23 protein-coding genes are annotated in these 21,683 nt (G+C 63.9%); 15 read left to right on the top strand and 8 right to left on the bottom strand.

The window, feature by feature from the left end:
- Positions 1–12 precede the first annotated feature (12 nt).
- The 7 genes from QA643_RS29030 (at position 13) to QA643_RS29000 (ending at position 6,742) form a co-directional block, all read left to right on the top strand.
- Positions 13–969: a formylglycine-generating enzyme family protein gene (locus QA643_RS29030; RefSeq protein WP_283034966.1), complete on the top strand. Its 957-nt coding sequence runs from the start codon at positions 13–15 to the stop codon at positions 967–969.
- An 11-nt stretch (positions 970–980) separates the two neighbouring features.
- Positions 981–2,678 carry an arylsulfatase gene (locus QA643_RS29025; protein WP_283029082.1) on the top strand — a complete coding sequence of 566 codons (1,698 nt, stop codon included), beginning with the start codon at positions 981–983 and terminating at the stop codon, positions 2,676–2,678.
- A gap of 18 nt (positions 2,679–2,696) precedes the next feature.
- Entirely contained in the window at positions 2,697–2,942 is a 246-nt protein-coding gene (locus QA643_RS29020) for a DUF3302 domain-containing protein (RefSeq protein ID WP_283029080.1), read from the top strand.
- Positions 2,939–3,880: an efflux RND transporter periplasmic adaptor subunit gene (locus QA643_RS29015; protein WP_283029079.1), complete on the top strand. Its 942-nt coding sequence runs from the start codon at positions 2,939–2,941 to the stop codon at positions 3,878–3,880. The genes QA643_RS29020 and QA643_RS29015 overlap by 4 nt, the downstream gene beginning before the upstream one ends.
- Before the next feature lie 16 nt (positions 3,881–3,896).
- A complete protein-coding gene (locus QA643_RS29010; RefSeq protein WP_283029078.1) occupies positions 3,897–4,901 on the top strand; it encodes a transporter in 1,005 nt (334 codons plus the stop codon).
- 232 nt (positions 4,902–5,133) lie between these two features.
- Positions 5,134–5,919: a fumarylacetoacetate hydrolase family protein gene (locus tag QA643_RS29005; RefSeq protein WP_283029077.1), complete on the top strand. Its 786-nt coding sequence runs from the start codon at positions 5,134–5,136 to the stop codon at positions 5,917–5,919.
- Positions 5,920–5,929: 10 nt separating this feature from the next.
- A complete protein-coding gene (locus tag QA643_RS29000; protein WP_283029076.1) occupies positions 5,930–6,742 on the top strand; it encodes a hypothetical protein in 813 nt (270 codons plus the stop codon).
- A gap of 4 nt (positions 6,743–6,746) precedes the next feature.
- On the opposite strand, the gene QA643_RS28995 is transcribed toward QA643_RS29000, so the two are convergent.
- Positions 6,747–7,106, bottom strand: a complete 360-nt coding sequence (locus QA643_RS28995; protein WP_283029075.1) for a ClpXP protease specificity-enhancing factor SspB — start codon at positions 7,104–7,106, stop codon at positions 6,747–6,749.
- A gap of 685 nt (positions 7,107–7,791) precedes the next feature.
- On the opposite strand from QA643_RS28995, the gene QA643_RS28990 reads away from it, so the two are divergent.
- On the top strand, positions 7,792–8,064 hold the full coding sequence (locus QA643_RS28990; protein ID WP_283029074.1) for a hypothetical protein: 273 nt from the start codon (positions 7,792–7,794) through the stop codon (positions 8,062–8,064).
- A 412-nt stretch (positions 8,065–8,476) separates the two neighbouring features.
- On the opposite strand, the gene QA643_RS28985 is transcribed toward QA643_RS28990, so the two are convergent.
- The 5 genes from QA643_RS28985 to flgF form a co-directional block, all read right to left on the bottom strand.
- Complete coding sequence (locus tag QA643_RS28985; RefSeq protein WP_283029073.1) at positions 8,477–8,836, bottom strand: PRC-barrel domain-containing protein; 360 nt, start codon at positions 8,834–8,836, stop codon at positions 8,477–8,479.
- Between the two features lie 241 nt (positions 8,837–9,077).
- Complete coding sequence (gene flgH / locus QA643_RS28980; RefSeq protein WP_283029072.1) at positions 9,078–9,830, bottom strand: flagellar basal body L-ring protein FlgH; 753 nt, start codon at positions 9,828–9,830, stop codon at positions 9,078–9,080.
- 5 nt (positions 9,831–9,835) lie between these two features.
- On the bottom strand, positions 9,836–10,951 hold the full coding sequence (gene flgA / locus QA643_RS28975; RefSeq protein WP_283029071.1) for a flagellar basal body P-ring formation chaperone FlgA: 1,116 nt from the start codon (positions 10,949–10,951) through the stop codon (positions 9,836–9,838).
- A 9-nt stretch (positions 10,952–10,960) separates the two neighbouring features.
- Positions 10,961–11,749, bottom strand: coding sequence for a flagellar basal-body rod protein FlgG (gene flgG / locus QA643_RS28970; RefSeq protein WP_283029070.1), 789 nt, complete (start codon positions 11,747–11,749; stop codon positions 10,961–10,963).
- An 18-nt stretch (positions 11,750–11,767) separates the two neighbouring features.
- Complete coding sequence (gene flgF, locus QA643_RS28965; protein ID WP_283029069.1) at positions 11,768–12,532, bottom strand: flagellar basal-body rod protein FlgF; 765 nt, start codon at positions 12,530–12,532, stop codon at positions 11,768–11,770.
- A 389-nt stretch (positions 12,533–12,921) separates the two neighbouring features.
- Here flgF and fliL point away from each other — a divergent pair, with 389 nt between their 5' ends.
- The 4 genes from fliL to QA643_RS28945 are packed head-to-tail and all read left to right on the top strand — an operon-like array spanning position 12,922 to position 15,865.
- Positions 12,922–13,413: a flagellar basal body-associated protein FliL gene (fliL, locus tag QA643_RS28960; protein ID WP_283029068.1), complete on the top strand. Its 492-nt coding sequence runs from the start codon at positions 12,922–12,924 to the stop codon at positions 13,411–13,413.
- An 18-nt stretch (positions 13,414–13,431) separates the two neighbouring features.
- Positions 13,432–14,631 carry a flagellar motor switch protein FliM gene (gene fliM / locus QA643_RS28955; protein WP_283029067.1) on the top strand — a complete coding sequence of 400 codons (1,200 nt, stop codon included), beginning with the start codon at positions 13,432–13,434 and terminating at the stop codon, positions 14,629–14,631.
- Positions 14,628–15,083 (top strand): DUF6468 domain-containing protein, encoded by a 456-nt coding sequence (locus tag QA643_RS28950; RefSeq protein ID WP_283029066.1) that lies wholly within the window; start codon positions 14,628–14,630, stop codon positions 15,081–15,083. Before fliM ends, QA643_RS28950 begins: the two co-directional genes overlap by 4 nt.
- Positions 15,080–15,865, top strand: a complete 786-nt coding sequence (locus QA643_RS28945; RefSeq protein ID WP_283029065.1) for a flagellar protein FlbB — start codon at positions 15,080–15,082, stop codon at positions 15,863–15,865. Before QA643_RS28950 ends, QA643_RS28945 begins: the two co-directional genes overlap by 4 nt.
- A gap of 75 nt (positions 15,866–15,940) precedes the next feature.
- Here the strand turns inward: QA643_RS28945 and QA643_RS28940 are convergent, their stop codons facing one another.
- On the bottom strand, positions 15,941–16,384 hold the full coding sequence (locus tag QA643_RS28940; RefSeq protein WP_283029064.1) for a hypothetical protein: 444 nt from the start codon (positions 16,382–16,384) through the stop codon (positions 15,941–15,943).
- Between the two features lie 5 nt (positions 16,385–16,389).
- Complete coding sequence (locus QA643_RS28935) at positions 16,390–16,611, bottom strand: hypothetical protein (protein ID WP_283029063.1); 222 nt, start codon at positions 16,609–16,611, stop codon at positions 16,390–16,392.
- 403 nt (positions 16,612–17,014) lie between these two features.
- Between QA643_RS28935 and QA643_RS28930 the strand changes: the two genes are divergently transcribed.
- The 3 genes from QA643_RS28930 to QA643_RS28920 all read left to right on the top strand — a co-directional run bounded on the left by QA643_RS28930 (position 17,015) and on the right by QA643_RS28920 (position 21,665).
- Complete coding sequence (locus QA643_RS28930) at positions 17,015–20,806, top strand: tetratricopeptide repeat protein (RefSeq protein ID WP_283029062.1); 3,792 nt, start codon at positions 17,015–17,017, stop codon at positions 20,804–20,806.
- A 115-nt stretch (positions 20,807–20,921) separates the two neighbouring features.
- Positions 20,922–21,302 carry a DUF1488 family protein gene (locus QA643_RS28925; RefSeq protein WP_283029061.1) on the top strand — a complete coding sequence of 127 codons (381 nt, stop codon included), beginning with the start codon at positions 20,922–20,924 and terminating at the stop codon, positions 21,300–21,302.
- A 126-nt stretch (positions 21,303–21,428) separates the two neighbouring features.
- Positions 21,429–21,665 carry a hypothetical protein gene (locus tag QA643_RS28920; protein ID WP_283029060.1) on the top strand — a complete coding sequence of 79 codons (237 nt, stop codon included), beginning with the start codon at positions 21,429–21,431 and terminating at the stop codon, positions 21,663–21,665.
- Positions 21,666–21,683 lie beyond the last annotated feature (18 nt).

The following is a 21,683-nucleotide window of genomic DNA, read 5'->3' as shown; positions in this document are numbered from 1 at the left end:
TCTGCGGCGGAGATGGTCTGGATTCCCGGCGGCACGTTTAGCATGGGGTCAGATCATCACTATCCCGAGGAAGCCCCGAGCCATCGCGTAAGCGTCGACGGTTTCTGGATCGACCGCACGCCCGTGACGAACAGACAGTTCAAGGCTTTCGTCAACGCGACAGGCTACGTGACGACGGCCCAGATCGTGCCCGATCCGAAGCATTACCCTGGCGCGCTGCCCGAGATGATCTACGCCGGCTCCCTGGTCTTCGCGCCGCCTCCGAGCATCTCCGACCTGCGCGACTGGAGCCAGTGGTGGACCTTCATGAAGGGCGCCAACTGGCGGCGGCCGTCCGGCCCCAAAAGCAACATCAAGGATCTCGACGACTACCCGGTGGTGCACGTCTCATATGACGATGCGATCGCTTATGCGAGGTGGGCCGGCAAGGACCTGCCGACGGAGGCCGAATGGGAATTCGTGGCGCGGGGAGGTCTCGACGGCGAGGAGTTCGCATGGGGCAGCACGCTCGCTCCGGGCGGCAAACACATGGCCAATACTTGGCAGGGCGACTTTCCCGTCCGGAATCTCGCAGAAGACGGCTTCGAACGGACCTCGCCAGTGACGGCTTTCCCGCCGAATGGCTACGGGGTCCACGACATGATCGGAAATGTGTGGGAATGGACGTCTGACTGGTGGTCGGGCAAGCACGAAGCCGACGCGAAGAAGGCCTGTTGCGTTCCTTCTAACCCGCGCGGTGGGCCCGAGGCGGCGAGCTTTGATCCATGTCAACCCCAGATCAGGATCCCGCGGAAAGTTCTGAAAGGCGGCTCGCACCTCTGCGCACCGAACTATTGCCGCCGCTATCGGCCCGCCGCGCGGCATGCCGAGCCGATCGATACTTCGACCAGCCACGTTGGATTCCGCTGCGTCCGACGCAACCCATTCTACCCGCTTACGAAACCTGATGAGGAACGTCAAACCCGTTAACGGAGAGTCGCATGAGCGCCGAAGCGGAAGACAAGAAGACTGCGCAAACAGCTCGTCAGCCTATCGACCGCCGCAACCTGCTGCTCGGCACTTCGAGCCTGATCGCAGCCGCGGCTCTCCTATCCGACGCATTGGCGCAGGCGCAGAAGGCCGCGCCAACGGCGGCTTCGGGGCGAAAACCCAACATCCTGGTGATCTTTGGCGACGACATCGGCCAAACCAACGTCAGCGCCTACTCGTTCGGCTTGATGGGTTATCGTACTCCGAATATCGACCGGATCGCCAAAGAAGGTATGATGTTCACCGACTACTACGCCGAGCAGAGCTGCACGGCAGGCAGATCCTCGTTCATCACCGGCCAGTGCACGCTGCGCACCGGCTTGTCCAAGGTCGGCAAGCCTGGCGACACGGTCGGCCTGCAGGCGCGGGACATCACCATCGCCCAAGCCCTCAAGCCGCTGGGCTACGCCACCGGGCAGTTCGGCAAGAACCATCTCGGCGATCGCAACGAATACCTTCCGACAGTGCACGGCTTCGACGAGTTCTTCGGCAACCTCTATCACCTCAACGCGGAGGAAGAACCCGAGCAGCGCACTTATCCGCGCGACGCACAGTTTCGGGCGGCGCTCGGACCCCGCGGCGTCTTGCGCTGCAAGGCGACCGACCGCGACGATCCGACCGAGGAACCGCGCTGGGGGCGCATCGGCAAGCAGACCATCGAGGATACCGGCCCGCTCACCAAAAAGCGTATGGAGACGATCGACGACGAGACGTCGGCGGCCGCCATCGACTTCATCAGGCGGCAGTCGCAGGCGAACACGCCTTTCTTCTGCTGGTACAACTCGACGCGCATGCACCTCTTCACACATGTGCGCGAAGAGCACCGGGACCAGCCAGGTCTCACCGCCCGCACGGAATACAACGACGGGATGATCGAGCACGACAGGACCGTTGGGACGATCCTCAAGGTGCTCGACGATCTCGGCATAGCCGACGATACCATCGTGCTCTACACGACGGACAACGGCCCGCATCAGAATTCCTGGCCGGATGCAGCGACGACACCGTTCCGCAGCGAGAAGAATACCAACTGGGAAGGTGCTTTCCGCGTCCCCTGCATGATCCGCTGGCCGGGTCACGTTCAGGCGGGGTCGATCTCGAACGAAATCGTCAGCGGACTCGACTGGTTTCCGACGCTCCTTGCGGCGGCAGGCGAGCCCAACATCAAGACAAAGCTCCTCGACGGCTACCAGGCGGTCGGCAAGACCTTCAAGGTCCATTTGGACGGGTACAGCCAACTCGCTCATCTCACCGGCCAAGAGCCGCGTAGCGCTCGCAAGGAATTCTTCTACTTCAATGACGACGGCGACCTCGTCAACGTGCGCTACGAAAATTGGAAAGTCGTCTTCGAGGAGCAGCGCGCCCCGGGCACGATGCGCATCTGGGCCGAACCGTTCACGAAATTGCGGCTGCCGAAGGTGTTCGACCTGCGCTCGGATCCCTACGAGCGCGCCGACATCACTTCGAACTCCTACTACGATTGGATCATAAGAAACTCGGCCGGCGTCTTCATAGCCTCGCAGCCGCTCGTGGGGAAATTCCTCGCGACCTTCAAGGAATTTCCGCCGAGTCAACGGCCGTCGAGCTTCTCGATCGACCAGATCGTCGAGAAGATGCAGAGAAATTTCGAGGCCACCCAAAGCAACTGATGCCTCGGAGCAACCGCCATGAGCGGCTATGACATCTTCGCCTGGATCGTACTGCTCATTCTGGTTGCGGTGATCGTGCTGGTGATCTGGCTGATGGGGTCGCTGCCGGGCCACGTCGCGCGCCGGCGCGGCCATCCCTGGCCGCAGGCCGTTGCCGTGGCCGGCTGGATCACGCTGCTCTTCGGCTTCGCGCTGTGGCCGGTCGCACTGATATGGGCCTACGTCGACGTGCCTGCGCGCCGCCTTGAGGAGCGTGCGCCATGATGGTCGCCCTGATGGCGCTCTACGTGGCGCTGCTCTTCTCCCTGGTCTGGCTCGGTATCATCCGCTTCAACGCGTTCTGGAAGGCTTCGCCCCTGATCGTGCTGTTGCTGCTAAACCTCGGCCTATTCATTCCGATGGGCTGGGGCGCGCCGCAAGGACCCGCCATCGTGGCCCGCAACGCGGTCGCAATCGTTCCCGACGTCGCGGGCGAGGTGACGGACGTTCCCGTGGCTGCCAACACGCCGCTGAAGGCAGGCGACGTGCTGTTCAAGATCGATCCGACCCCCTACGACGCGCAGGTCAAGGCGATCGAGGCGCAGCTCAAGCTGTCCAGCACGCGGCTGGCGCAGATGACCAATCTTTACGAACGCGACGCCGGCCGCGGTTTTGACGTCGAGCAGCGGCAGTCCGAAGTCGACCAGCTCAAGGCGCAGCTTCAGAACGCGCAATGGAATCTCGACAAGACCACGATCCGCGCGCCGGCCGACGGCTACGTCACCAACGTCGCGCTGCGGAAAGGCGCGCGGGTCGCCAACCTGCCGCTGTCGCCGGCTATGGCCTTCATCGACACTTCAAACACGCTGATTGGCGTCGAAATCGCCCAGATCGACGCCCGCTACATAGCTCCCGGCCAGGAAGTCGAGGTCACCTTCAAGTTCATGCCGGGGCATGTCTATACCGGTAGGGTCGAGGGCGTCCTTCAGGCGATCGCGACCGGTCAAGCCCAGGTTTCCGGCCAGGCGGTCACGCCCAAGGAATTTACTGCCGCCCCCTTCGTGGTCCGCGTCAGGCTGGACGACGCCGCGTTTGCCGATCGGCTTCCGGCAGGCGCGACCGGCACGGCCGCCATCTTCACCGATCAGGTAAAGGTCAGCCATGTGATCCGCCGCGTGCTGCTGCGGCAGGTGGCGATCCTCAACTACGTGAACCCATTCTGAGCCGTAGGAGGAGCCCATGATGAAGGCAGTTCTGGTGGCGTCAGCGTTCACGGCGGCGGTTTCTCTGCAGGCGCCAGACGCCCGCGCGGATGCCGGTGGCGTGAGCTTCTGGCTCCCAGGGGCCTTCGGCAGTTTGGCGGCTGCGCCGGTAGTGCCCGGCTGGGCCTATTCGACCATCTACCTGCATCTGCAGGCCAACGCAGGTGCGACGCAGAACTTCATCACCAGCAACGGCGGGCGCGGCAGCGTGGTCACCGGGTTGAACGCCAGGGCTGATGCGCTCGCGGTCGGCATCACCTACACCTCTCCGACGCCGGTGCTTGGCGGCCAGGCGGCAATCAGCTTCCTGACCGCGCCTGGCAACGTAGGGGCCGCCATCGGATCTACGCTGACGGGGCCGGCGGGAAATACCATCTCCGGCGTCGCGACGGACAACCGCACGACGGTCTCGGACGTCCTCTACCAGGGCACCCTGAAGTGGAATCAGGGCGTCCACAACGAGATGATCTACGTCGTCGGTAACATCCCGAGCGGCACCTACGATCTCAACCGGCTCGCGAACCTGAGCTTCGGGTTCGGCGGCATCGACGCCGGCGTCGGATACACCTATCTCGACCAAAAGACCGGTCATGAATTCTCGGTCGTCGGAGGGCTGACCTACAGTACCATCAACCCCTATCTTCAATACCAGAACGGCATTGACTTCCATCTCGACTGGGGGGCCTCGCAGTTCATCAGCAAGAACGTGCACGTCGGCCTGGTCGGGTACTACTTCCAGCAGATCACCGACGACTCTGGGCCCGGTGCAACGCTCGGCAGCTTCCGGGGACGGGCCATCGGCCTCGGACCGCAGATCGGATTCATCATCCCGATCTCGAAGGAGTATCAGGGCTACCTCAACATCAAGGGCTACAAGGATCTCGAGACCGAAAACCGCGCCAAGACGTGGACTACGTGGGTGACATTCGCGATCTCGGCCGCGCCTCCCGAGACGCCAGTGAAGCCAACCCTGCGAAAATGAGGCGCCGTTTACCGAAAAAAGTGCTCTGACGAAGAGCAACAGATCGAGTATTTTCAGCGACTTACGAAGACCGACTCATTGCTGATGTAAACAGGCGCCACTCGGTCCATTCTTAAAGTAAAAGGCGACTCGCTTATTCGGGCTTGGTTCTTTATTCTTCAATGGCTTAGGCGCCCCGTTCTTAATGTGTCGGCATAGCGCTTGCTGGGTGCAAACGAGAAAGCCGCCGCTGATGGACAACATTCTTGCGGCCGCACAGACCATCGCTACTGCCCGCCGCAACCATACGCCGCTGGCTTCGCTTCCGGCTGACGTCGCCCCCGGCGACGAGGCGGAAGGCTATCGCATCCAGCGCGCGGTCCACGATCTCTTGCTGCCGCAGACGGGCAACCTGGTCGGCTACAAGATCGGCTGCACCAGCGCGGTGATGCAGGAATATCTCGACATCCCCCATCCCTGCGCCGGCGGCGTGTTTGCCAAGGGCGTTCACGACAGCGGCGCCCGGCTGCGCCACGCCGACTACGTCCGTGTCGGTGTCGAATGCGAGATCGCGGTGCGGCTGGCACGCAGCCTCGCGCCGTCGGAGGCCCCGTTCACCGCCGAGTGGATGATGGAGGCGATCGAGGCCTATCACCCCGCGATCGAGATCGTCGACGACCGCTACGTCAAATGGGAGACGATGGGCGCGCCGACGCTGGTTGCCGATGATTTCTTCGCTGCTGGCTGCGTGCTCGGCAAGGCGGTGCCGCGCACCAAGGCGCCGGACCTGCTCACGGTGAGGGGACGTGCCATCGTCAACGGCAAGGAGGCCGGCCAGGGCACTGGCGCCGACGTGCTCGGCCATCCGCACAATGCGCTGGCCTGGCTTGCCAATCACTTGGCCGACGAGGGCAAGGGGCTGCATGCCGGGCAGATTGTTCTCACCGGCAGTCTGGTGAAGACCGTCTGGCTTGGGGCGGGCGACACCGTGAGGATGGAGCTCGACGGCCTGGGCGCTGTGGAAGCCAAATTCACATGAAGCGATCGTGATGGCCGAGAGCGTTCCGTCGGTTCTCGAATCCCAGGCGAGAGGCGAAATCGCCGACATCTATGCCGATATCCGCAAGGTGCTCGGCACCAGTGTGGTCAACCTGATCTGGCGCAACCTCGCGACGATGCCGGGCGCGCTGGAATGGACATGGTCGACGGTGCGCGCGCTGTATCTCGGCGATGCGCCATTGCATGCCGAAGCCGTCAGGCGGACGATCGCGCTGCCGCACTGGCCCGGCTTCTCCACCGATACCTTGCTGGCCGCCGGCGTGGACGACGCCGAATGCGCACTCATTCGCGGCGTGCTGGACAGCTATCAACATACCAACGCGCTCGCGCTCGTCGTGCTGTCCGCGCTACTGGCGCATTACGAGCCTCGCAAGGTCCCTGCGGTAGCGGCCGCCGACGCCGCGCCAAATCCGCCTGGCTCAAGGATTCCGGAATTGCCGCCGATGGACGCGCTCGATCCGGAAGTGGCGGCCCTGGTCGGCGAACTGAATTCTTTCGGCGAAGACGATGAACCGCAACTGATCGCAAGCATGTACCGGCATCTCGCCTACTGGCCGGCCTATCTGGCGCTGGTGCGCACCATGCTGGCGCCGCTGCAGCATCAGGGCCGCCTCAATGCACTCACGCTTTCAACCCGCGCGCTTGGTTATGCACATGGTGCGGTTCTGGCTGCGCAACTGAAACCGTCGGCGCCGCCGGCCACACTGAAGGGCGCGCTCGCGTCCTGCCGCCTGTTCGTTGAACATCCGATCGCGCGCATGACAGGGCTTTGCGCGCTGATTCGGCGGGCGACACCAGACTGAAACTTCAGCTATCGGAGCACTTCAGCTCGGACTTGTCCCAGAACGCCTTGATGGCATTGAAGGGCACGGTCAGCCGTTCCCGATTGCCCATGAAGCGCAGCAGTACCTCGAAGCGATCGTCCTTGATGTTGAGCTGTTCGAAGTCCTGCTGCAGGATGATCGTCATGTCGTCGGGATATTTCGACTTCAGACTCTGTGACAGTTTCACGCCATCGGCGTGGGTACGAAAGGTGATATTGACCGGCCGCTGCTCCGAGGCGAGCTTGAGCGTCTCGGCGATTCTGGTGCGCGATGCCGGCTTGTTGCACGATTCGGCAGCACATGCAGGCGTGGTCGCGACGAGAACCGCGACAAGCAGAACCATTGCCTCACGAGAGATACCCATAGCCCTCATCTGCGGGGCATCCAGTATGCCGCGACCTACCGCGTCCATCGCGTTGTCTCTGGAATACCCGATCGCCTGCCCTTGCTGGCGAGTGGTGTCTTGCGCGTCCCCGCGGCTCGCTCAGCCCAGGCCATGCTAAACAGTTCCCTCAAAAAAGAAAGAGGGCGTAGGCCGCCAGGGGTCTCGCGGCAACCGCAGTCTGTGTGCAACGGCGGTAACCACTCGGTAGTCATGGCTGGCCGGCCGAGATCGATCGGTGCTCTCCAGACAATGGAATTGGCGGCTCGGACGGTGCTCTCGCCGCCGGCGCCGGCGAAATAATGGTTAATCGAAAATCAGGTCGGCTCGAAGGTGCCTCGCCGGCTTGCCAGCAACGAGTCAAGTTCGACCATCGTAGTAGCCGGCTACATGCTGTCGCCAAAACCTTTCGTGGATGTATCGGGGCGGCCAGCCTGCACGCCGTTGCTTACGCAAGAACATAACGTGTTGCGGCAGACTTCCGCACTTGGCGCATGCACCACGTCTCGCATGCGTCGCCTGACGTCGAGCGTCCACAGCGATCGCGATGACCTCTCCGGCCCAGGAACTGCCGGACAGGAACTGCTGGAACGCATGCGAGCAACAGCAATTGACTGGTGGGGCGAGCACCAGATCGGAAACGACGATGAAGATGAAATCCATTTCATTCGCAGCCGCCCTCGCACTCGCCAGCACCGCGGTGCTCGCGCAGGGTGGCGGTCCGCGGCAGAGCGGGCCGGCTTCGAAGACGCCCGCGGGCGAGGACATGAACGGAGCTGCGAAGAAGAACGGCGCAGGCGCTACCACCGGCGCCTCCAGGCCATCGCCAAAAGATGCCAGCACGCAAGGTGCAGGAACGGCGGGCGCCACCGACAAGAAGGGCGATGCCACAACTCCGGGCGGAACCATGAAGAAGTGACGCGCGCACAGCAACGATCATGGATCGAGAAGCCTGTGCGACCGTCTCCGCAGGCACGCGGTAACCTCGTCAGCCGCCGGCGCAATCGTTCCCCGGGAGGCGCCGGGGTCCTTTTGCAACGTTGGCTGCGAGGACGCGGCCGATCTACGCAACCCAGCCGGGCGGATCGGCAAGCCGGATCGCATTACAGGCTGATGACGTAGGCGCTCATGGCCAGCAAAACGGCGACGCTTACGGCAATAACGACCAAGAAGAATTTTCCCATTCTCTACCTCCCGCAGACCTCTCAACGCAAAGCGGCAGGAATGGTTCGCGGTTGACGGTGAACAGGGACGGCGATTTGCGATCGCGACGAGCCATGCGAAAGGCCCGCCGGGGCGGCGGGCCTTTCGGCAGTAAGGCTTCAGCGCGATCAGATCGCGACGCCGTAATAGTCATTGACGGCGCGGGTCCTGGTCGGGTCGCTCCAGTTCCAGGCGTTGTCGTTGCGGTAATGCGGGGCGCCCTTGAGCTGGCTTTCGGTCACGCCGGTGACGTAGCCGCCGAGCGACGTATCGTATTTCAGCGATTGCCAGGGCAGCGGATAGTGGTCGTCGCCGATGCCGAGAAAGCCGCCGAAGGACAAAACGGCGTAGGACACCCTGCCGCTCTTCTTGTCGATCATCACGCGCTCGATCGAGCCGATCTTGTTGCGGTCGGCGCCATAGACCGCAGTTCCCTCGACCTTGTCACTGCCGATCAGATTGCCGGTTTCATTTGCTTCTAGAGACATGTTTTCCTCCAGTGGAGTGAATGAAAGAAAAACGAGAGGCGCGGCGAAAACGTTCCGGAGAGAGCGCTGCGGATTGACGCAGGCGGCTCCCGCGCGCGTCAGGTTCCACTGTTACGTCTTGACCGTAAGGTTTGCGCGCGGCGAAAACGACTGCGGCCCTCGCCAGGGGAGCTGACGAGGGCCGCGTAGAACATCTCCGTCGCGCCTAGGTTCGCAACGAGATGTGGGAGCTCTTAAAAAACTAGAACGGCAGCAGCACGTCCATCACCTGCTGACCATAGCGGGGCTGCTGCACGTCGGTGATCTGGCCGCGGCCGCCATAGGCGATGCGGGCCTGCGCGATCTTGGAGGAATCGATGGTGTTGTCGCTCTGGATATCCTCGGGGCGGACAATGCCGGCGACGATCAGCTCGCGGATTTCGAAGTTGACGCGGATCTCCTGCTTGCCCTCGACCACGAGATTGCCATTCGGCAGCACCTGCGTCACGACGGCGGCGACGTTGGTTGTCAGCGACTCCTGCCGGTTGACCGAGCCCTTGCCGTCGCTCGACGACGTCGAATCCGTGGTCAGGATCTTGCCGGGCAGGATCTTGTGGGCTTGCGTGATGGTTTGCGCACCGAGGAAATCGGTGACCCCGGAATCTTCCTTGGCGGTGCGGCTGCGCTGGGTCTCGTTCGAGAGGTTGGCCTTGTCGGTGATGTTGACGGTCACGGTCAGGAGATCGCCGATGCGGGCGGCGCGCTGGTCCTTGAAGAAGGCGCGGCTGCCGTTCCGCCACAGCGAATTGGCATTGTAGGAAGCCTGCTCCGGCTTCGGCATCGGCATCTGCACCGGCTTGTAGCCGGGCTGCGTGGTCGGATTCTCGATCTCGGTCAGCTTCGGCTTTTCGCCGATCTGCGACAAACGATCGATCGAGGAGCAACCGCCCGCGAGCGCGGCCAGCGACAGCACGGCGCCGGTAAGAACGATGCGGTTGAAACGGAGGACTGACATTTACATTACTCGGCTTTTGAAGCGACTGGCGAACTGACGGTGGCGACGGCGATGGGCGCAGCTTGTGCCGTGCCGAGCGAGGAAGTGGCATCGCTGGTCTGCGGCAGGCGGGACACCGGCGGCGTGATCGACACCTGGCCGCGGCCGGTCACGGTGCCGGTCACCGTGCGCTTCGACTGCAGGTTCATGACGCTGACGGCATCGCCTTCGGTGCCGTTGTCCAGCGCCTTGCCGCGCATGGTGAGATAGATTCCGGGCGCCTCGTAGATCAACGTGACGTTCTGGTCGCGCTGCACCAGATCGGGCTTGGCGAGATCGGCGGTCTTGATCGCCTGGCCGGCGCGGAGCTGGCGGCGGGCCTGCATGCCGACGGCGCGGTCGCGCACGGCGGCATCGGCGCCGACCTCCGACTTCGGGCGGCGCTCGACCACCACGTCGGACGATTTCAGGATCTCGTTGCGCTCGACGTTGCGCGCCAGCACCGCGGCCTCGACGGTCTCGATCGCCGTTCCGGTGAAGCGCAGCTTGGCGGCGGCGCCGCCATTGTCGTTGGCGATCTCGAGGGTGATGTCGAAGCGGCCGTTGCGATTGTCGTAACGCACGATGGTGGGCTGTACGGCACCGCTGAAACCCGCGTCCAGCCTGATGTCGCCGGGGTCGCGGTCGAAGGTCAGCGACAGGTTGGCGGCATCGCCAAGGCCGTTGCGGCGCTCCAGCGCCTGGGCGACCTGCTGCTCGATGCTCTTGCCTTCGAGCGTGCGGGCAAGACGCGTCACTGAAATTTCCTTGAGATCGCGGGTATCGACGCCGATCACGCGGTGGGCGCGAAGGGTGTTCAGCACCTGCGCCACCGGCAGCGTGCCCGTGGTGCCCAAATCCGGCGCGCGATAGATCGCGATCTGTGCGGCGTTGCCGGCATTGTCGATCACGTCGCCGATCCGCACCAGCTCGCCGGATACCTGCACATTGGCGCGCAGCACCGGGACGGCGATCACGTTGCGGTTCGCAAAGCTGCCGTTCGTAAAGCTGTCGTTCGCAAATCTGTCCTGGGTCTGTGCGAACGCAGCCGCGCTCGATGCGGCGGTGAGGACGGCGGCCAGGAGGAGGGCGCGGGCGATCATGATCAGGGCTCAGCGGAACATGTTGGAGGTGGATTGCAGCATCTGGTCGGCGGCGCTGACGACCTTTGCATTCATCTCATAGGCGCGCTGGGCGGCGATCAGATCGGAGATTTCGGTCACCACCTCGACATTGGCCTGTTCGAGGTTGCCCTGCTGCATGTCGCCGAAACCGTCGGTATTGGCGACGCCGTCCTGTGGCGTGCCGGAGGCCGGAGTATCCGTGAATAAATTGTCGCCGATCGGGTTGAGGCCGGCCTTGTTGATGAAGCGCGTCAGCCCGATCTGGCCGACCAGCGTCGGCGTGGTCGAGCCCGGCAGCATCACCGTGAGCTGGCCTTGCGCGTTGATGGTGATCTGCGAGGAATTCTGCGGGATCGTCATCGTCGGCTGCACCGGATTGCCCTGGGCGGTGACGACACGGCCCTGCGCGTCCATCATGAACGAGCCGTCGCGGGTGTAGGCATAGGTGCCGTCGGGCATCTGGATCTTGAAGAAGCCTTCGCCGCGGATCGCAATGTCGAGATCGTTGCCGGTCGGCGACAGCGTGCCCTGGCTCATCAGGCGCGGCGTGCCGACGGTCTTGACGCCGCCGCCGACATCGACGCCGACCGGCAGGATGGTGCCCTGGTCGGACGCCTGCGCGCCGACGCGGCGCACGTGGTCGTAGATCAGGTCCTGAAACGCCGCACGCTGCTTCTTGTAGCCGGTGGTGCGCATATTGGCGATGTTGTTGGAGATCACCTGAACGTTGAGTTCCTGTGCCGCCATGCCGGTCGCTGCTGTGTAGAGTGCGCGCATCGATCTGTGCCTTAAGCGTTATGCCGGAACGTCGGCGAGTTTCTCGACCGCGGTTCGGTGCAGGTCGTGCTGCTGTTGCAGCATTGCCGAGATCTGCGTGTAGGTGCGCGTGATCTCGATCAGGCGGCTCATTTCATGGACGGAGTTGACGTTCGACTTCTCGATGTAGCCCTGGTTCACCCGCGAGGTGATGTCGGGCTGCGGGGCGATGCCCTGGCCCGCGGAGTAGAGGTTGCCGCCTTCCTTCACGAGCTTCTGCGGATCGGCAAAGGAGACCAGCCGCAGCTTGCCGCGGACCGAGTCGGTGCGGCCAGTGCCCTCGACGACGGTGATGTTGCCGTCGGCGGCGATGTTGATCGCCTTGTCGGTCGGCTGGAACACGATCGGGCCGGAGGTCCCCAGCACCGGATCGCCGCTCGCGGTCACGAGCTGGCCCTGGTTGTTGATGTGCAGGCCGCCGTCGCGGGTGTAGCGCTCGCCAGCCGCGGTCTGCACCGCCAGGAAGGCCTTGCCGTCGATCGCGATATCGAGCGGGTTCTTGGTCTGCTCGCTCGGGCCGGCGGCGAAATCGTGGAAGGTAGCGCGGTCATTCACGAACGAGACGCGGCGGTCGGCGCGCACGAAATTGTCTTCATGCGCCGGCGAGCGCAGATATTCCTCAAACAGCGACCGGTCGGCCTTGAAGCCCGTCGTGTTGATGTTCGCGACGTTGTTGGCGACGACATCCAACTGCCGTTCCAGCGTCATCTGCCGCGATAGTCCGACGAGAAGCATGTTCTCCATCGGTGGATCTCCCCTTTGATCGATCCGAAAACAGGCTCTCCCAAGCCCAAGGTCCGGATCCGTCGTAACCTTTGGGCTCTCCCAAGCCGGCCGGTCACGCCGTCTTCTCAGCGAAAGCCGTGCCAAGTCGGGAAGCTATGGTTTTTAAAGGGGTTAGGTGTTTTTCGGGCTTTCAGGCGGGCGGCAGAAAGGTCTTGTTGACCATGTTTGCCCGGCAGATTTTTCCCAGTTGGACGCCAATGGAAAGGTTCCGTTAACCATTATTACCCTAGCGTTGCACATGTAGAGAGCGCGTGTGCGCTGGCGGCTTTTGTTTCGCGTTGTGGGGGCATCGTTACCCGGGCTGGTGGCAACCGCGTTCGTTTTTCGGATTCGAAGCGGGCGGGGCAATGGCTGAGAACGAGCAGGCGGAAGGCGCAGACGGCGCAGAGGCCGCACCGTCGAAGAAGGGCAAGCTCAAGCTTATCATTGCGGTCGCCGGGTTCGTCGTCATCCTTGGCGCTGGCGCCGGCTGGTTCTTCCTGATGCGCGGCCATGGCGAGGTGAAGCACGCCGAGGCGCCGCCGCCGAAGCCGCCGTCCTACGTCGAAGTGCCCGACATGATGGTCAACCTGGTCGGCGCCCCCGGCGAGCGCGTGCAATATCTCCGCGTCAAGGTCGTGCTCGAGATCAAGGACGAGAAGCAGGTCGAGGGCATCAAGCCGAACCTGCCGCGCGTCACCGACCTGTTCCAGACCTATCTGCGCGAGCTGCGCCCCTCCGACATCAACGGTTCGGCCGGGCTGTTCCGGCTGAAGGAAGAGCTGACCAAGCGGGTCAATTCAGCGGTGGCGCCGCAGCAGGTGAGCGCCGTGCTGTTCAAAGAAATCATGGTTCAGTGACGGGACGGGCTTAGGATCATGGCCGGCAACGACCAGATGGACCAGGATGCGATAGCCGCCCAATGGGAGGCATCGCTCGATTCCGAAGATCCCGCGGCGGCCGCGGAAGAAGCTGCCGCCAACGAACTTTCCGAGAGCATGGCGCTGCAATGGGCCGCCATGGTCGAGGATGGCGGCCGCGAGTTCGGCAACAAGAATTCCGGCGAGCGGGTTCTATCCCAGGAAGAAATCGACAATCTGCTCGGCTTCTCCGTCGGCGATGTCAATCTCGACGACAATTCCGGCATTCGCGCCATCATCGATTCCGCGATGGTGTCCTACGAGCGTCTGCCGATGCTCGAAATCGTGTTCGACCGCCTGGTGCGGCTGATGACCACGAGCCTGCGCAACTTCACCTCCGACAACGTCGAAGTCTCGCTCGACCGCATCACCTCGGTCCGCTTCGGCGACTACATGAATTCGATTCCGCTGCCGGCCGTGCTCAGCGTGTTCAAGGCCGAGGAGTGGGAGAATTTCGGTCTGGCGATGGTCGATTCCAGCCTGATCTATTCGATGATCGACGTGCTGCTCGGCGGCCGGCGCGGCCAGACCTCGCTGCGCATCGAGGGTCGGCCTTACACCACGATCGAGACCAACCTGGTCAAGCGGCTGGTCGAAGTGGTGCTGGCCGATGCCGAGCAGGCGTTCCGGCCGCTGTCGCCGGTGACCTTCTCGATCGACCGCTTGGAGACCAATCCGCGCTTCGCCGCGATCTCGCGGCCCGCCAACGCTGCGATCCTGGTGCGACTGCGCATCGACATGGAAGACCGCGGCGGCAATATTGAATTGCTGCTGCCCTATGCGACGATCGAGCCGATCCGCCCGGTTCTGCTCCAGATGTTCATGGGCGAAAAGTTCGGCCGCGATCCGATCTGGGAAGGGCATTTCGCGACCGAAGTGGCCCAGGCCGAAATCTCGGTCGATGCCGTGCTGTATGAGGCCGACATTCCGCTCAAGCATCTGATGAAGCTGAAGGTCGGCGACACCCTGCCTTTGGAGATGCGTCCCGACGCGCTGGTTTCGGTCCGCTGCGGCGACGTCACGCTGACCGAAGGGCGGATGGGCCGGGTCGGCGACCGCGTTGCCATCCGCGTCACCAAGCCGCTGCGCAAGCCGAATACGACCTTCGCGATGTTCGAGAAGGCCGATGAACAGACCAAGTTGATGGAGGCACAATGAGTCATTCCCTTGGCATTGTAATCGAGAGTCTGGTGGCGGTGCTGCTGATGCTCACGATCGGCTATTGCATGCTGCTCAACAAGCGGCTGCAGCGGCTGAAGGCGGACGAGCATTCGCTGAAGGCCACGATCGCCGAATTGATCACCGCGACCGAAATCGCCGAGCGGGCGATCGGCGGCCTCAAGCACACCGTGCGCGACGTCAACGAGAATCTCGGCAGCCAGCTCACGGCGGCAACGCAGATGGCTGGGCATTTGAAGAACATGCTCGCCGAAGGCGATGGCGTCATTCGCCGCCTGTCGAAGATCGCGATCGCGGCGCGGCCCTCGCAGGAGGCTGAACCCGTCGCGCAAGCGGCTCCGGTTGCGGCCCCCAAGGTTTCTTCCGCCAGGGCGGTCGCCGCGGCGGCTGAAGCCTTCTCCGAGCGCCGAAGGGCCAGTGTCGCCGCATGAAATCGGTTCGCGACATCCGTGTCATTCCGGTCGTGCTGGTCGCGATCTTCGGCCTCGCTGTGCTGAAGGTCGCCGGCCTCGTGATCGACGGCGGATACGTGTTCGATTATCAGATCAGCTCGCCCCCCAAGCGCTCCTGGGCGCAGGACAATCTCGGTTATCCCGGCGGCGCCAAGCCTGATCCCGTGAAGTCCGATGCAGCCGACGTCACTGGATCGGTCAAGAAGGAAGAAGCGCCGAAGCCGGCCGCGCCCGCCACCGAGGCACCGAAGCCGGAGGGTGTCGTGGTGTTTCCCGAACAGAACCCGCAAGCGGTCTCGCCGTCGGAGCGCGCCATCCTGGAGCGGCTGCAGGCGCGGCGCCAGGAACTGGAGCAGCGCGCGCGCGAAATCGAAATTCGCGAAAGCCTGTTGAAATCCGCCGAGAAGCGCATCGAGGGCCGCGTCGAGGAAATGAAGGCGACCGAAACGCGGATATCGACCGCGACCGGGCAGAAGGCCGAACAGGACGCCGCCCGCTTCAAAAGCATCATCACGATGTACGAAGGCATGAAGCCGAAGGACGCCGCCAAGGTGTTCGACCGGCTGGAAATGTCCGTGCTCTATGAAATCGCATCGCAGATCGCGCCGCGGAAGATGTCGGACATTCTGGGCCTGATGCAGCCGGAAGCCGCCGAGCGGCTGACGGTCGAACTGGCCCGCCGCGCCGGCGGCGACAAGTCGGCGCCCATGGCCGAGCTGCCGAAAATCGAAGGCAAAATCCTGCAGCCCAGGCCGAATTGAGCCGGGTGCAATTAGCCAAGGCTAATTATGCTGAGGCTAATTGACCGAGCCAATTGACCCCAACTGACGCGCGCGTCAGAACCTGCGCGGTCCCGTCGACACGAACGAGCGATGGGCTACCGAAAGGGCGCCGCGCTCGTTGGTTTCGAGCGCGACCTTCTGCGCCAGCATGACATCGCCCGCGACGAGATCGCCATCCGGAACGAAGCACCATTTGCAGACATGGTGACCCGTACCGTTGAGCTCCTCGATATTCGTCTGCGTGCCGTGATGTATCCGATAACGCGTCCCGGTATCGCTGCCGATGACATCGAAATATCTGAAGCGCTCGTAGCTGGCACGTTGCTTCGGCGAGAGCCAGCTCTTGAGCAGCGCCAGCGCTCGTGCCTCGGTCTCAAAGCGGAACGATCGGCTGTTTGAGCTGGATCGTGCCACCACCAGCGAAAGCGCCGATAGCAGCACGGTGCCAAGCAAGGCCAGGATGAACGAGCATATCGCGAGGGCGATCTGCTGGGTCACGACCGTCAGCCGCCGACGAGGCGCGGATAAAACAGTGTTTCTTCTGCTGTCGGGTCGAAGGAGCGGATAACCCGTTGCTCGCCGGGCCCCGATCGCACCGCCGCCGTAAAGCCTGCGCCGGTCAATTCCTTGAACCGCCGCTCGGCCTTCTCGACCTCCATGCGATCATGGACGTCGAAGGTATGACGGGTGTCGCCGGTACGATCCATCACGATCTGGGTTGCCATTTTCACGCACTCCGAATTGGCTGCCTGAGGCAGGTTTGCGGACTCGGGGGCGCTGGTTGATCGACTGCCGGCGCTTAGCCCGGGTCTATGATCTTCCTAAAACGGGACGACGGATGTTGGTTCCATTCAACTGGCGAGAATGATTCTGATCCTGCCACGTGGCGACACGATGGCAATTGCGGCAGCGGCGAAACGAAGGCTGGATAGTCCCGAAAGGGAGCGCATTCCGGGCCGTCGGTGGAGCGGAAATGCCGGCTTGCGGCGACGGCCGGTGCCCAATCGCGCCTTCTAACGAAATCAATAAGTTGGCGTTAACAAAACCTTAAGTCGGCCCATCCAAGATTCAAAGCCGCAGGCGAGAGAACTTCGCCGCAGAACTCATTGAGGCCGCGAGATTTCCTGGATGGGGCAACGGGCTGCCGCTGGAACTGGGTCGCAGGGCCGTGCTTTGGCGCGGGCGGCCCGGCTTTGCCGTTGCCTTGCCCGTTACCTTTGCCTTGGCCGGCCGCTTGCCTTGGTGCTGCTGCTCGCTGTCCCGGCGTTTTCGCAGCCCTGCCGGGCTGACGACCCGGTCCGCGGGGAGGCGACGTTTACCGCCGGCGGCGGCTTTGCGCGGCTGGTGATGAAGCTGGCCGAGGACGTCGAATCCGAGGTCATGACCGCCGGTTCGATCATCATCATCCGCTTCAAGCGTCCAGTGGATATTCCGGTCGACAAATTATCGGACGCCGTCCCCGATTATGTCGGCTCGGCGCGGCGCGATCCCGACGGCACCGCGATCCGCCTGTCGCTGGCGCGGCGGGCAACCGTCAACACCATGACCGCGGGCGAGCGGATATTCGTCGACTTCCTGCCCGATAGCTGGACCGGACCGCCGCCGCCGCTTCCGTCGGCGGTCGTGCGCGAACTCGCCGAGCGGGCGCGCGCCGCCGAGCGCGCGCTTCGCGCCCAACTTGCGGTCGCGTCCGCCAAGAAGCGGCCGCCGGTGCGGGTTCGCGCCTCGGTGCAGCCGACATTCGTGCGCTTCGTGTTCGAGATGCCCGACGGCGTCAATGTGTCGTCGGTCCTGAACGAGCAGAAGCTGACGCTGCAGTTCAACAGTGTGCTCAATTTCGATCTGGCCGATGCGAAGGTGGCGGCGCCGCCGAACGTCGCCTCGATCAGCCAGCGGGCCGACGTCGATTCGTCCGCCGTCGATATCCTCTTGATCGGCGAGGTCGACGTGCATTCTTTCCGCGAGGAAAAGAACTACGTGATCGACGTCGCCTTCCAGCAGGCGGAGAAGCCGGCTGCTTTGACCGAGGTGCAGCCTGCCGCCAAGCCGGCTGCACCGGCCAGGCCGGGGCTGGCCTCACGCGTTTCGCGCGACAAGCCAGTGAAGGAATCGCCGCCGCCGCAACAGCCGGCGGAGATCCCGCCCGCCACCTCGGAGATGATCGCCGAACAGGCCAAGATCGAGATCAAGCCCGCGCAGGTCGCCGACGCGCCGGCCGCGGCCGCAACGCCTGCCGCCGAAAGGGCGACGCCGGCGGATAACAGCGGTGCTCCGGCGAGTGAGAAGATGGCGGCCGTACCGGAAAAGTCACCGGCGCCTGCCGTCGCGGCAAAGGCCGTGCCGCCCGCCGAACAGGTCCCGGCCGACGCCGCGGAGGCGCCGAAGCCTGCGGCACCCAAGCCGGCGTCAACGCCGGTCGAGCCGCCGAAGAAGCCAGCCCCGGCCGCATCGAATCCACCCTCGGAAAGCGGCACGGCCAAGGCCGCCACGGTCGAGGCGAGGCGCGATAGTGACGGGCTGCGCGTGACATTCAACTTCGCCGCGCCCACTCCGGCTGCGCTATTCCGCCGTGCCGATACGGTGTGGCTGGTGTTCGACGATACCAAGCCGGTCGATATCGACCCGATCCGGACCAAGGGCGGCGCCATCATCGGCGATGTCACCCGGTTGCCGCTGGAAAAGGGCCAGGCCATCCGTATCCGGCTCAACCGGCCGCAGATCCCCTCGCTCGAAAGCGAAGGCCGCGCCAATGGCACCGAGTGGACGCTGACATTCGCCGACCGCGGGCAGGCGATGCCGCTGCCGCTGACCGTGCTGCGGAACATTGCCGATCCCGCGCTTGCCAGCGTCACCGTGCCGCTCGCCAATCCCGGCGCGATGCACCGGCTGGTCGATCCCGACGCCGGCGATACGCTGCTGATCGTCACGGCGCCGCCCCCGACGCGGGGCCTCATCAAGCGGCAGGATTTCGTCGAGTTGTCGCTGCTGGAATCCGTGCATGGCGTGGCCGTGCATCCGAATTCCGACGATATCAGTGCCCAAGTCGGCTCCGACAAGGTGATGCTCGGCCGGCCCGGCGGATTGACGCTGTCGTCCGCCGACGTCGCGGCCGAACGCGCCACCGCAGCGGTGCGACCGTTGTTCGACGCCAATGAATGGCGCAAGAACCGCGACGAGAAATTTCTTCCCCGGCTGGACGCCTTGATCAAGGCCGCGGCCATTGCGGGACCGGAGCAGAAGACCCAGGCTCGTGCCGACCTCGCCAATTTCTACATGTCGCGCGGCATGTATCAGGAGGCGAGGGGGGTGACCAACCTCATCCTCTCAGAGACCCAGGGGAACGAGGATTCCGCCGTGCTGATGGTGCATGCGGTGGCCAGCATCCTGATCGGCCATCCCGAGCGCGCGCTGAAGGTGCTCGCTGATCCGGCGATCGGCAACGGCTACGATTCCCAGCTGTGGAAGGGTTTTGCTTTTGCCCGTCAGGAAAAATGGGCGGACGCGCGCGAAAAGTTCAAGAACGCCGAATTCTCGATCGCCGCGCTGCCGCTCGAGCTGCAGCGGGTCGTCACGGCCGACGCGATGCGGGCCTCGCTCGAGGTAAAGGATTATGGCGGGGCTTCGCGGCGGCGCAGCGAACTCGAGGTGATCGGCATCCCCGCCGCGATGAAGCCGGAGATCGCGGTGCTGCGCGGTCGTCTCGCCGAAGCGCTCGGACACGACAAGGACGCGCTCGATGCCTACAGGTTCGCTGCCCAGTCGCCCGACCGGGAGGCGTCGGCGGAGGCGCGGCGGCTGCTGGCGCTGCTGCGGCACAAGCGCGGCGAGCTCGGCCAGCCCGAGCTGATCAGCGAGCTCGAAGCGTTGTCGGTCCTCTGGCGTGGCGACGCGATCGAGCTGAAGGTGCTGAACAAGCTGACCCAGCTCTATGCCGAAACCGGGCGCTATGCCGACGCGCTGGCCGCCGCCAAGACCGCCACCAAGCTGCAGCCCAATTCCGATCTATCGCGGCAGGCCCAGGATACCGCATCCGCGTTGTTCGCGGATCTCTATCTCGGGGCGAAGGGCGACGACCTCAAGCCGGTCGACGCGCTCGCCATGTTCTACGAATACCGCGAATTGACGCCGATCGGCCGGCGTGGCGACGAGATGATCCGGCGCCTGGCGGACCGGCTTGCCTCGATCGACCTGCTCGACCAGGCGGCGGAGTTGCTGCAATATCAGGTCGACAAGCGCCTCGAGGGCGCCGCGCGCGCGCAGGTCGCCGCGCGCCTTGCCATGGTCTATCTGACCGCACGCAAGCCTGACCGGGCGATCACCGCCCTGCGCATGACGCGGATTTCCGATCTCTCCGGCGAACTGCGGCAGCAGCGGCTGCTGCTGGAGTCGCGCGCCCAGAGCGATGTCGGCCGCCATGACCTCGCGCTCGATATCATCTCCAACATCAATGGCCGCGAGGCGATCCGGCTGCGGTCCGACATCTACTGGGCATCGCGGCAGTGGCGGGAGGCGTCCGAGCAGATCGAGCTGTACTACGGCGACCGCTGGCGGGATTTCAAACCGCTCAATGCCGCCGAGAAGAGCGACGTGCTCCGGGCCGTGGTTGGCTATGCGCTGGCCGAGGATGCGCTTGGCCTGGCCCGCTTCCGGGAGAAGTACGCGCCGCTGATGACCGGCGAGGCCGACCGGTTGGCGTTCGATACCGCCAGCAAGCCGGCCGCGTCCAACAGTGCCGAATTCCTGGAGATCGCCAAGATGGCCGCCAGCGTCGACACGCTCGACGGCTTCATCCGCGAAATGAAGAACCGCTTCCCGGAGGGCGCCAGTGCCCGCGCGCCGCTGTCCGAGCCGATCCACACCGGCGCCTTGCCGGCGATTGCCAGGGTCCGGCAGATCGATCTGACGAAACGCGCCAAGTAATACACAGGTAGCGAATTCGGCCGCAGGTTCGGCCAACTTTTGACGAGTTGACGCAGTAGGGACGATGGCAGCGCCGCCTCGGCGTCAACCTCAATCGTCGCTAGCTCGCCGTCCCATGCCGCTGACCCGAGACCGAATCATAGGACACGACAACGAGCGCCTGGCGTTTCGCTTCACCATGCTGAACAACGCCGACACGGTAGAGTGCCAGATCAGCGACGCTGCATTGGACGAACTCGGCGGCGTAAAGGGCACGGAGAGCATGGCGAGGCAGGCGCAGTTTTTGGCGCTGCGGGATGCCGTCGAAAGCATCGCTTCCGAAATCTTCCAGAAGGCGCCGCACGTCAAAGGCCAGGTCGTCCGCATCTTCACCAAGCACGTTCAGAAGCCGCTGCCATTGACCGATCCGATCCCAGCCGGTCCGGGAGCCGGTATGGACAATGCCGCCACGCTGCGGGTCATCGCCGAAACGAGGCCGGCAACCGCGGCGCAATAGGCATGGCGTAGGCGCTGCGGGATCGCGGACCGGAACGGAGCTGGCGCGTCGATCCTCTACCCCTCGACAGATGCGCCCCATAGCGGCAACCTCCGGGCAAACAACCTGCCGGAGGATGTCGCCACGATGAGCAAGCCTGCCAAGACCGAAGCCGAACTCATCGCGATGGCGCGGGCCGAGCTGAAGGTGCATCTCGAGTGTCCCGACGGCATCGAGATCTCGGTGCTCCGCGACGGCGATAGCTGGGAATTCCGCGCCAGCGCTGCGGAGGCCACGATCGCCAAGCCGGGCTATCCCGAATGCGTCGCCATGCTGGTCCAGATCGGCGACCACCTCAGCAAGCAGTATAGCTTCAAGGAGTGAGGCGCGCGGCCACCGGCT

The organism is Bradyrhizobium sp. CB3481, assembly GCF_029714305.1.
Classification (GTDB): domain Bacteria; phylum Pseudomonadota; class Alphaproteobacteria; order Rhizobiales; family Xanthobacteraceae; genus Bradyrhizobium.
The sequence above is the reverse complement of the archived record's forward strand: the minus strand, read 5'-3'. Positions and strand labels throughout refer to the sequence as shown.

Excerpts from the sequence above, each read along its gene's own strand:
- QA643_RS29030 (WP_283034966.1), top strand. The coding sequence starts at position 13 with ATGGTCTGGATTCCCGGCGGCACGTTTAGCATGGGGTCAGATCATCAC.
- QA643_RS29025 (WP_283029082.1), top strand. The coding sequence starts at position 981 with ATGAGCGCCGAAGCGGAAGACAAGAAGACTGCGCAAACAGCTCGTCAG.
- QA643_RS29020 (WP_283029080.1), top strand. The coding sequence starts at position 2,697 with ATGAGCGGCTATGACATCTTCGCCTGGATCGTACTGCTCATTCTGGTT.
- QA643_RS29015 (WP_283029079.1), top strand. The coding sequence starts at position 2,939 with ATGATGGTCGCCCTGATGGCGCTCTACGTGGCGCTGCTCTTCTCCCTG.
- QA643_RS29010 (WP_283029078.1), top strand. The coding sequence starts at position 3,897 with ATGATGAAGGCAGTTCTGGTGGCGTCAGCGTTCACGGCGGCGGTTTCT.
- QA643_RS29005 (WP_283029077.1), top strand. The coding sequence starts at position 5,134 with ATGGACAACATTCTTGCGGCCGCACAGACCATCGCTACTGCCCGCCGC.
- QA643_RS29000 (WP_283029076.1), top strand. The coding sequence starts at position 5,930 with ATGGCCGAGAGCGTTCCGTCGGTTCTCGAATCCCAGGCGAGAGGCGAA.
- QA643_RS28995 (WP_283029075.1), bottom strand. The coding sequence starts at position 7,106 with ATGGTTCTGCTTGTCGCGGTTCTCGTCGCGACCACGCCTGCATGTGCT.
- QA643_RS28990 (WP_283029074.1), top strand. The coding sequence starts at position 7,792 with ATGAAGATGAAATCCATTTCATTCGCAGCCGCCCTCGCACTCGCCAGC.
- QA643_RS28985 (WP_283029073.1), bottom strand. The coding sequence starts at position 8,836 with ATGTCTCTAGAAGCAAATGAAACCGGCAATCTGATCGGCAGTGACAAG.
- flgH (WP_283029072.1), bottom strand. The coding sequence starts at position 9,830 with ATGTCAGTCCTCCGTTTCAACCGCATCGTTCTTACCGGCGCCGTGCTG.
- flgA (WP_283029071.1), bottom strand. The coding sequence starts at position 10,951 with ATGATCGCCCGCGCCCTCCTCCTGGCCGCCGTCCTCACCGCCGCATCG.
- flgG (WP_283029070.1), bottom strand. The coding sequence starts at position 11,749 with ATGCGCGCACTCTACACAGCAGCGACCGGCATGGCGGCACAGGAACTC.
- flgF (WP_283029069.1), bottom strand. The coding sequence starts at position 12,532 with ATGGAGAACATGCTTCTCGTCGGACTATCGCGGCAGATGACGCTGGAA.
- fliL (WP_283029068.1), top strand. The coding sequence starts at position 12,922 with ATGGCTGAGAACGAGCAGGCGGAAGGCGCAGACGGCGCAGAGGCCGCA.
- fliM (WP_283029067.1), top strand. The coding sequence starts at position 13,432 with ATGGCCGGCAACGACCAGATGGACCAGGATGCGATAGCCGCCCAATGG.
- QA643_RS28950 (WP_283029066.1), top strand. The coding sequence starts at position 14,628 with ATGAGTCATTCCCTTGGCATTGTAATCGAGAGTCTGGTGGCGGTGCTG.
- QA643_RS28945 (WP_283029065.1), top strand. The coding sequence starts at position 15,080 with ATGAAATCGGTTCGCGACATCCGTGTCATTCCGGTCGTGCTGGTCGCG.
- QA643_RS28935 (WP_283029063.1), bottom strand. The coding sequence starts at position 16,611 with ATGGCAACCCAGATCGTGATGGATCGTACCGGCGACACCCGTCATACC.
- QA643_RS28930 (WP_283029062.1), top strand. The coding sequence starts at position 17,015 with ATGGGGCAACGGGCTGCCGCTGGAACTGGGTCGCAGGGCCGTGCTTTG.
- QA643_RS28925 (WP_283029061.1), top strand. The coding sequence starts at position 20,922 with ATGCCGCTGACCCGAGACCGAATCATAGGACACGACAACGAGCGCCTG.
- QA643_RS28920 (WP_283029060.1), top strand. The coding sequence starts at position 21,429 with ATGAGCAAGCCTGCCAAGACCGAAGCCGAACTCATCGCGATGGCGCGG.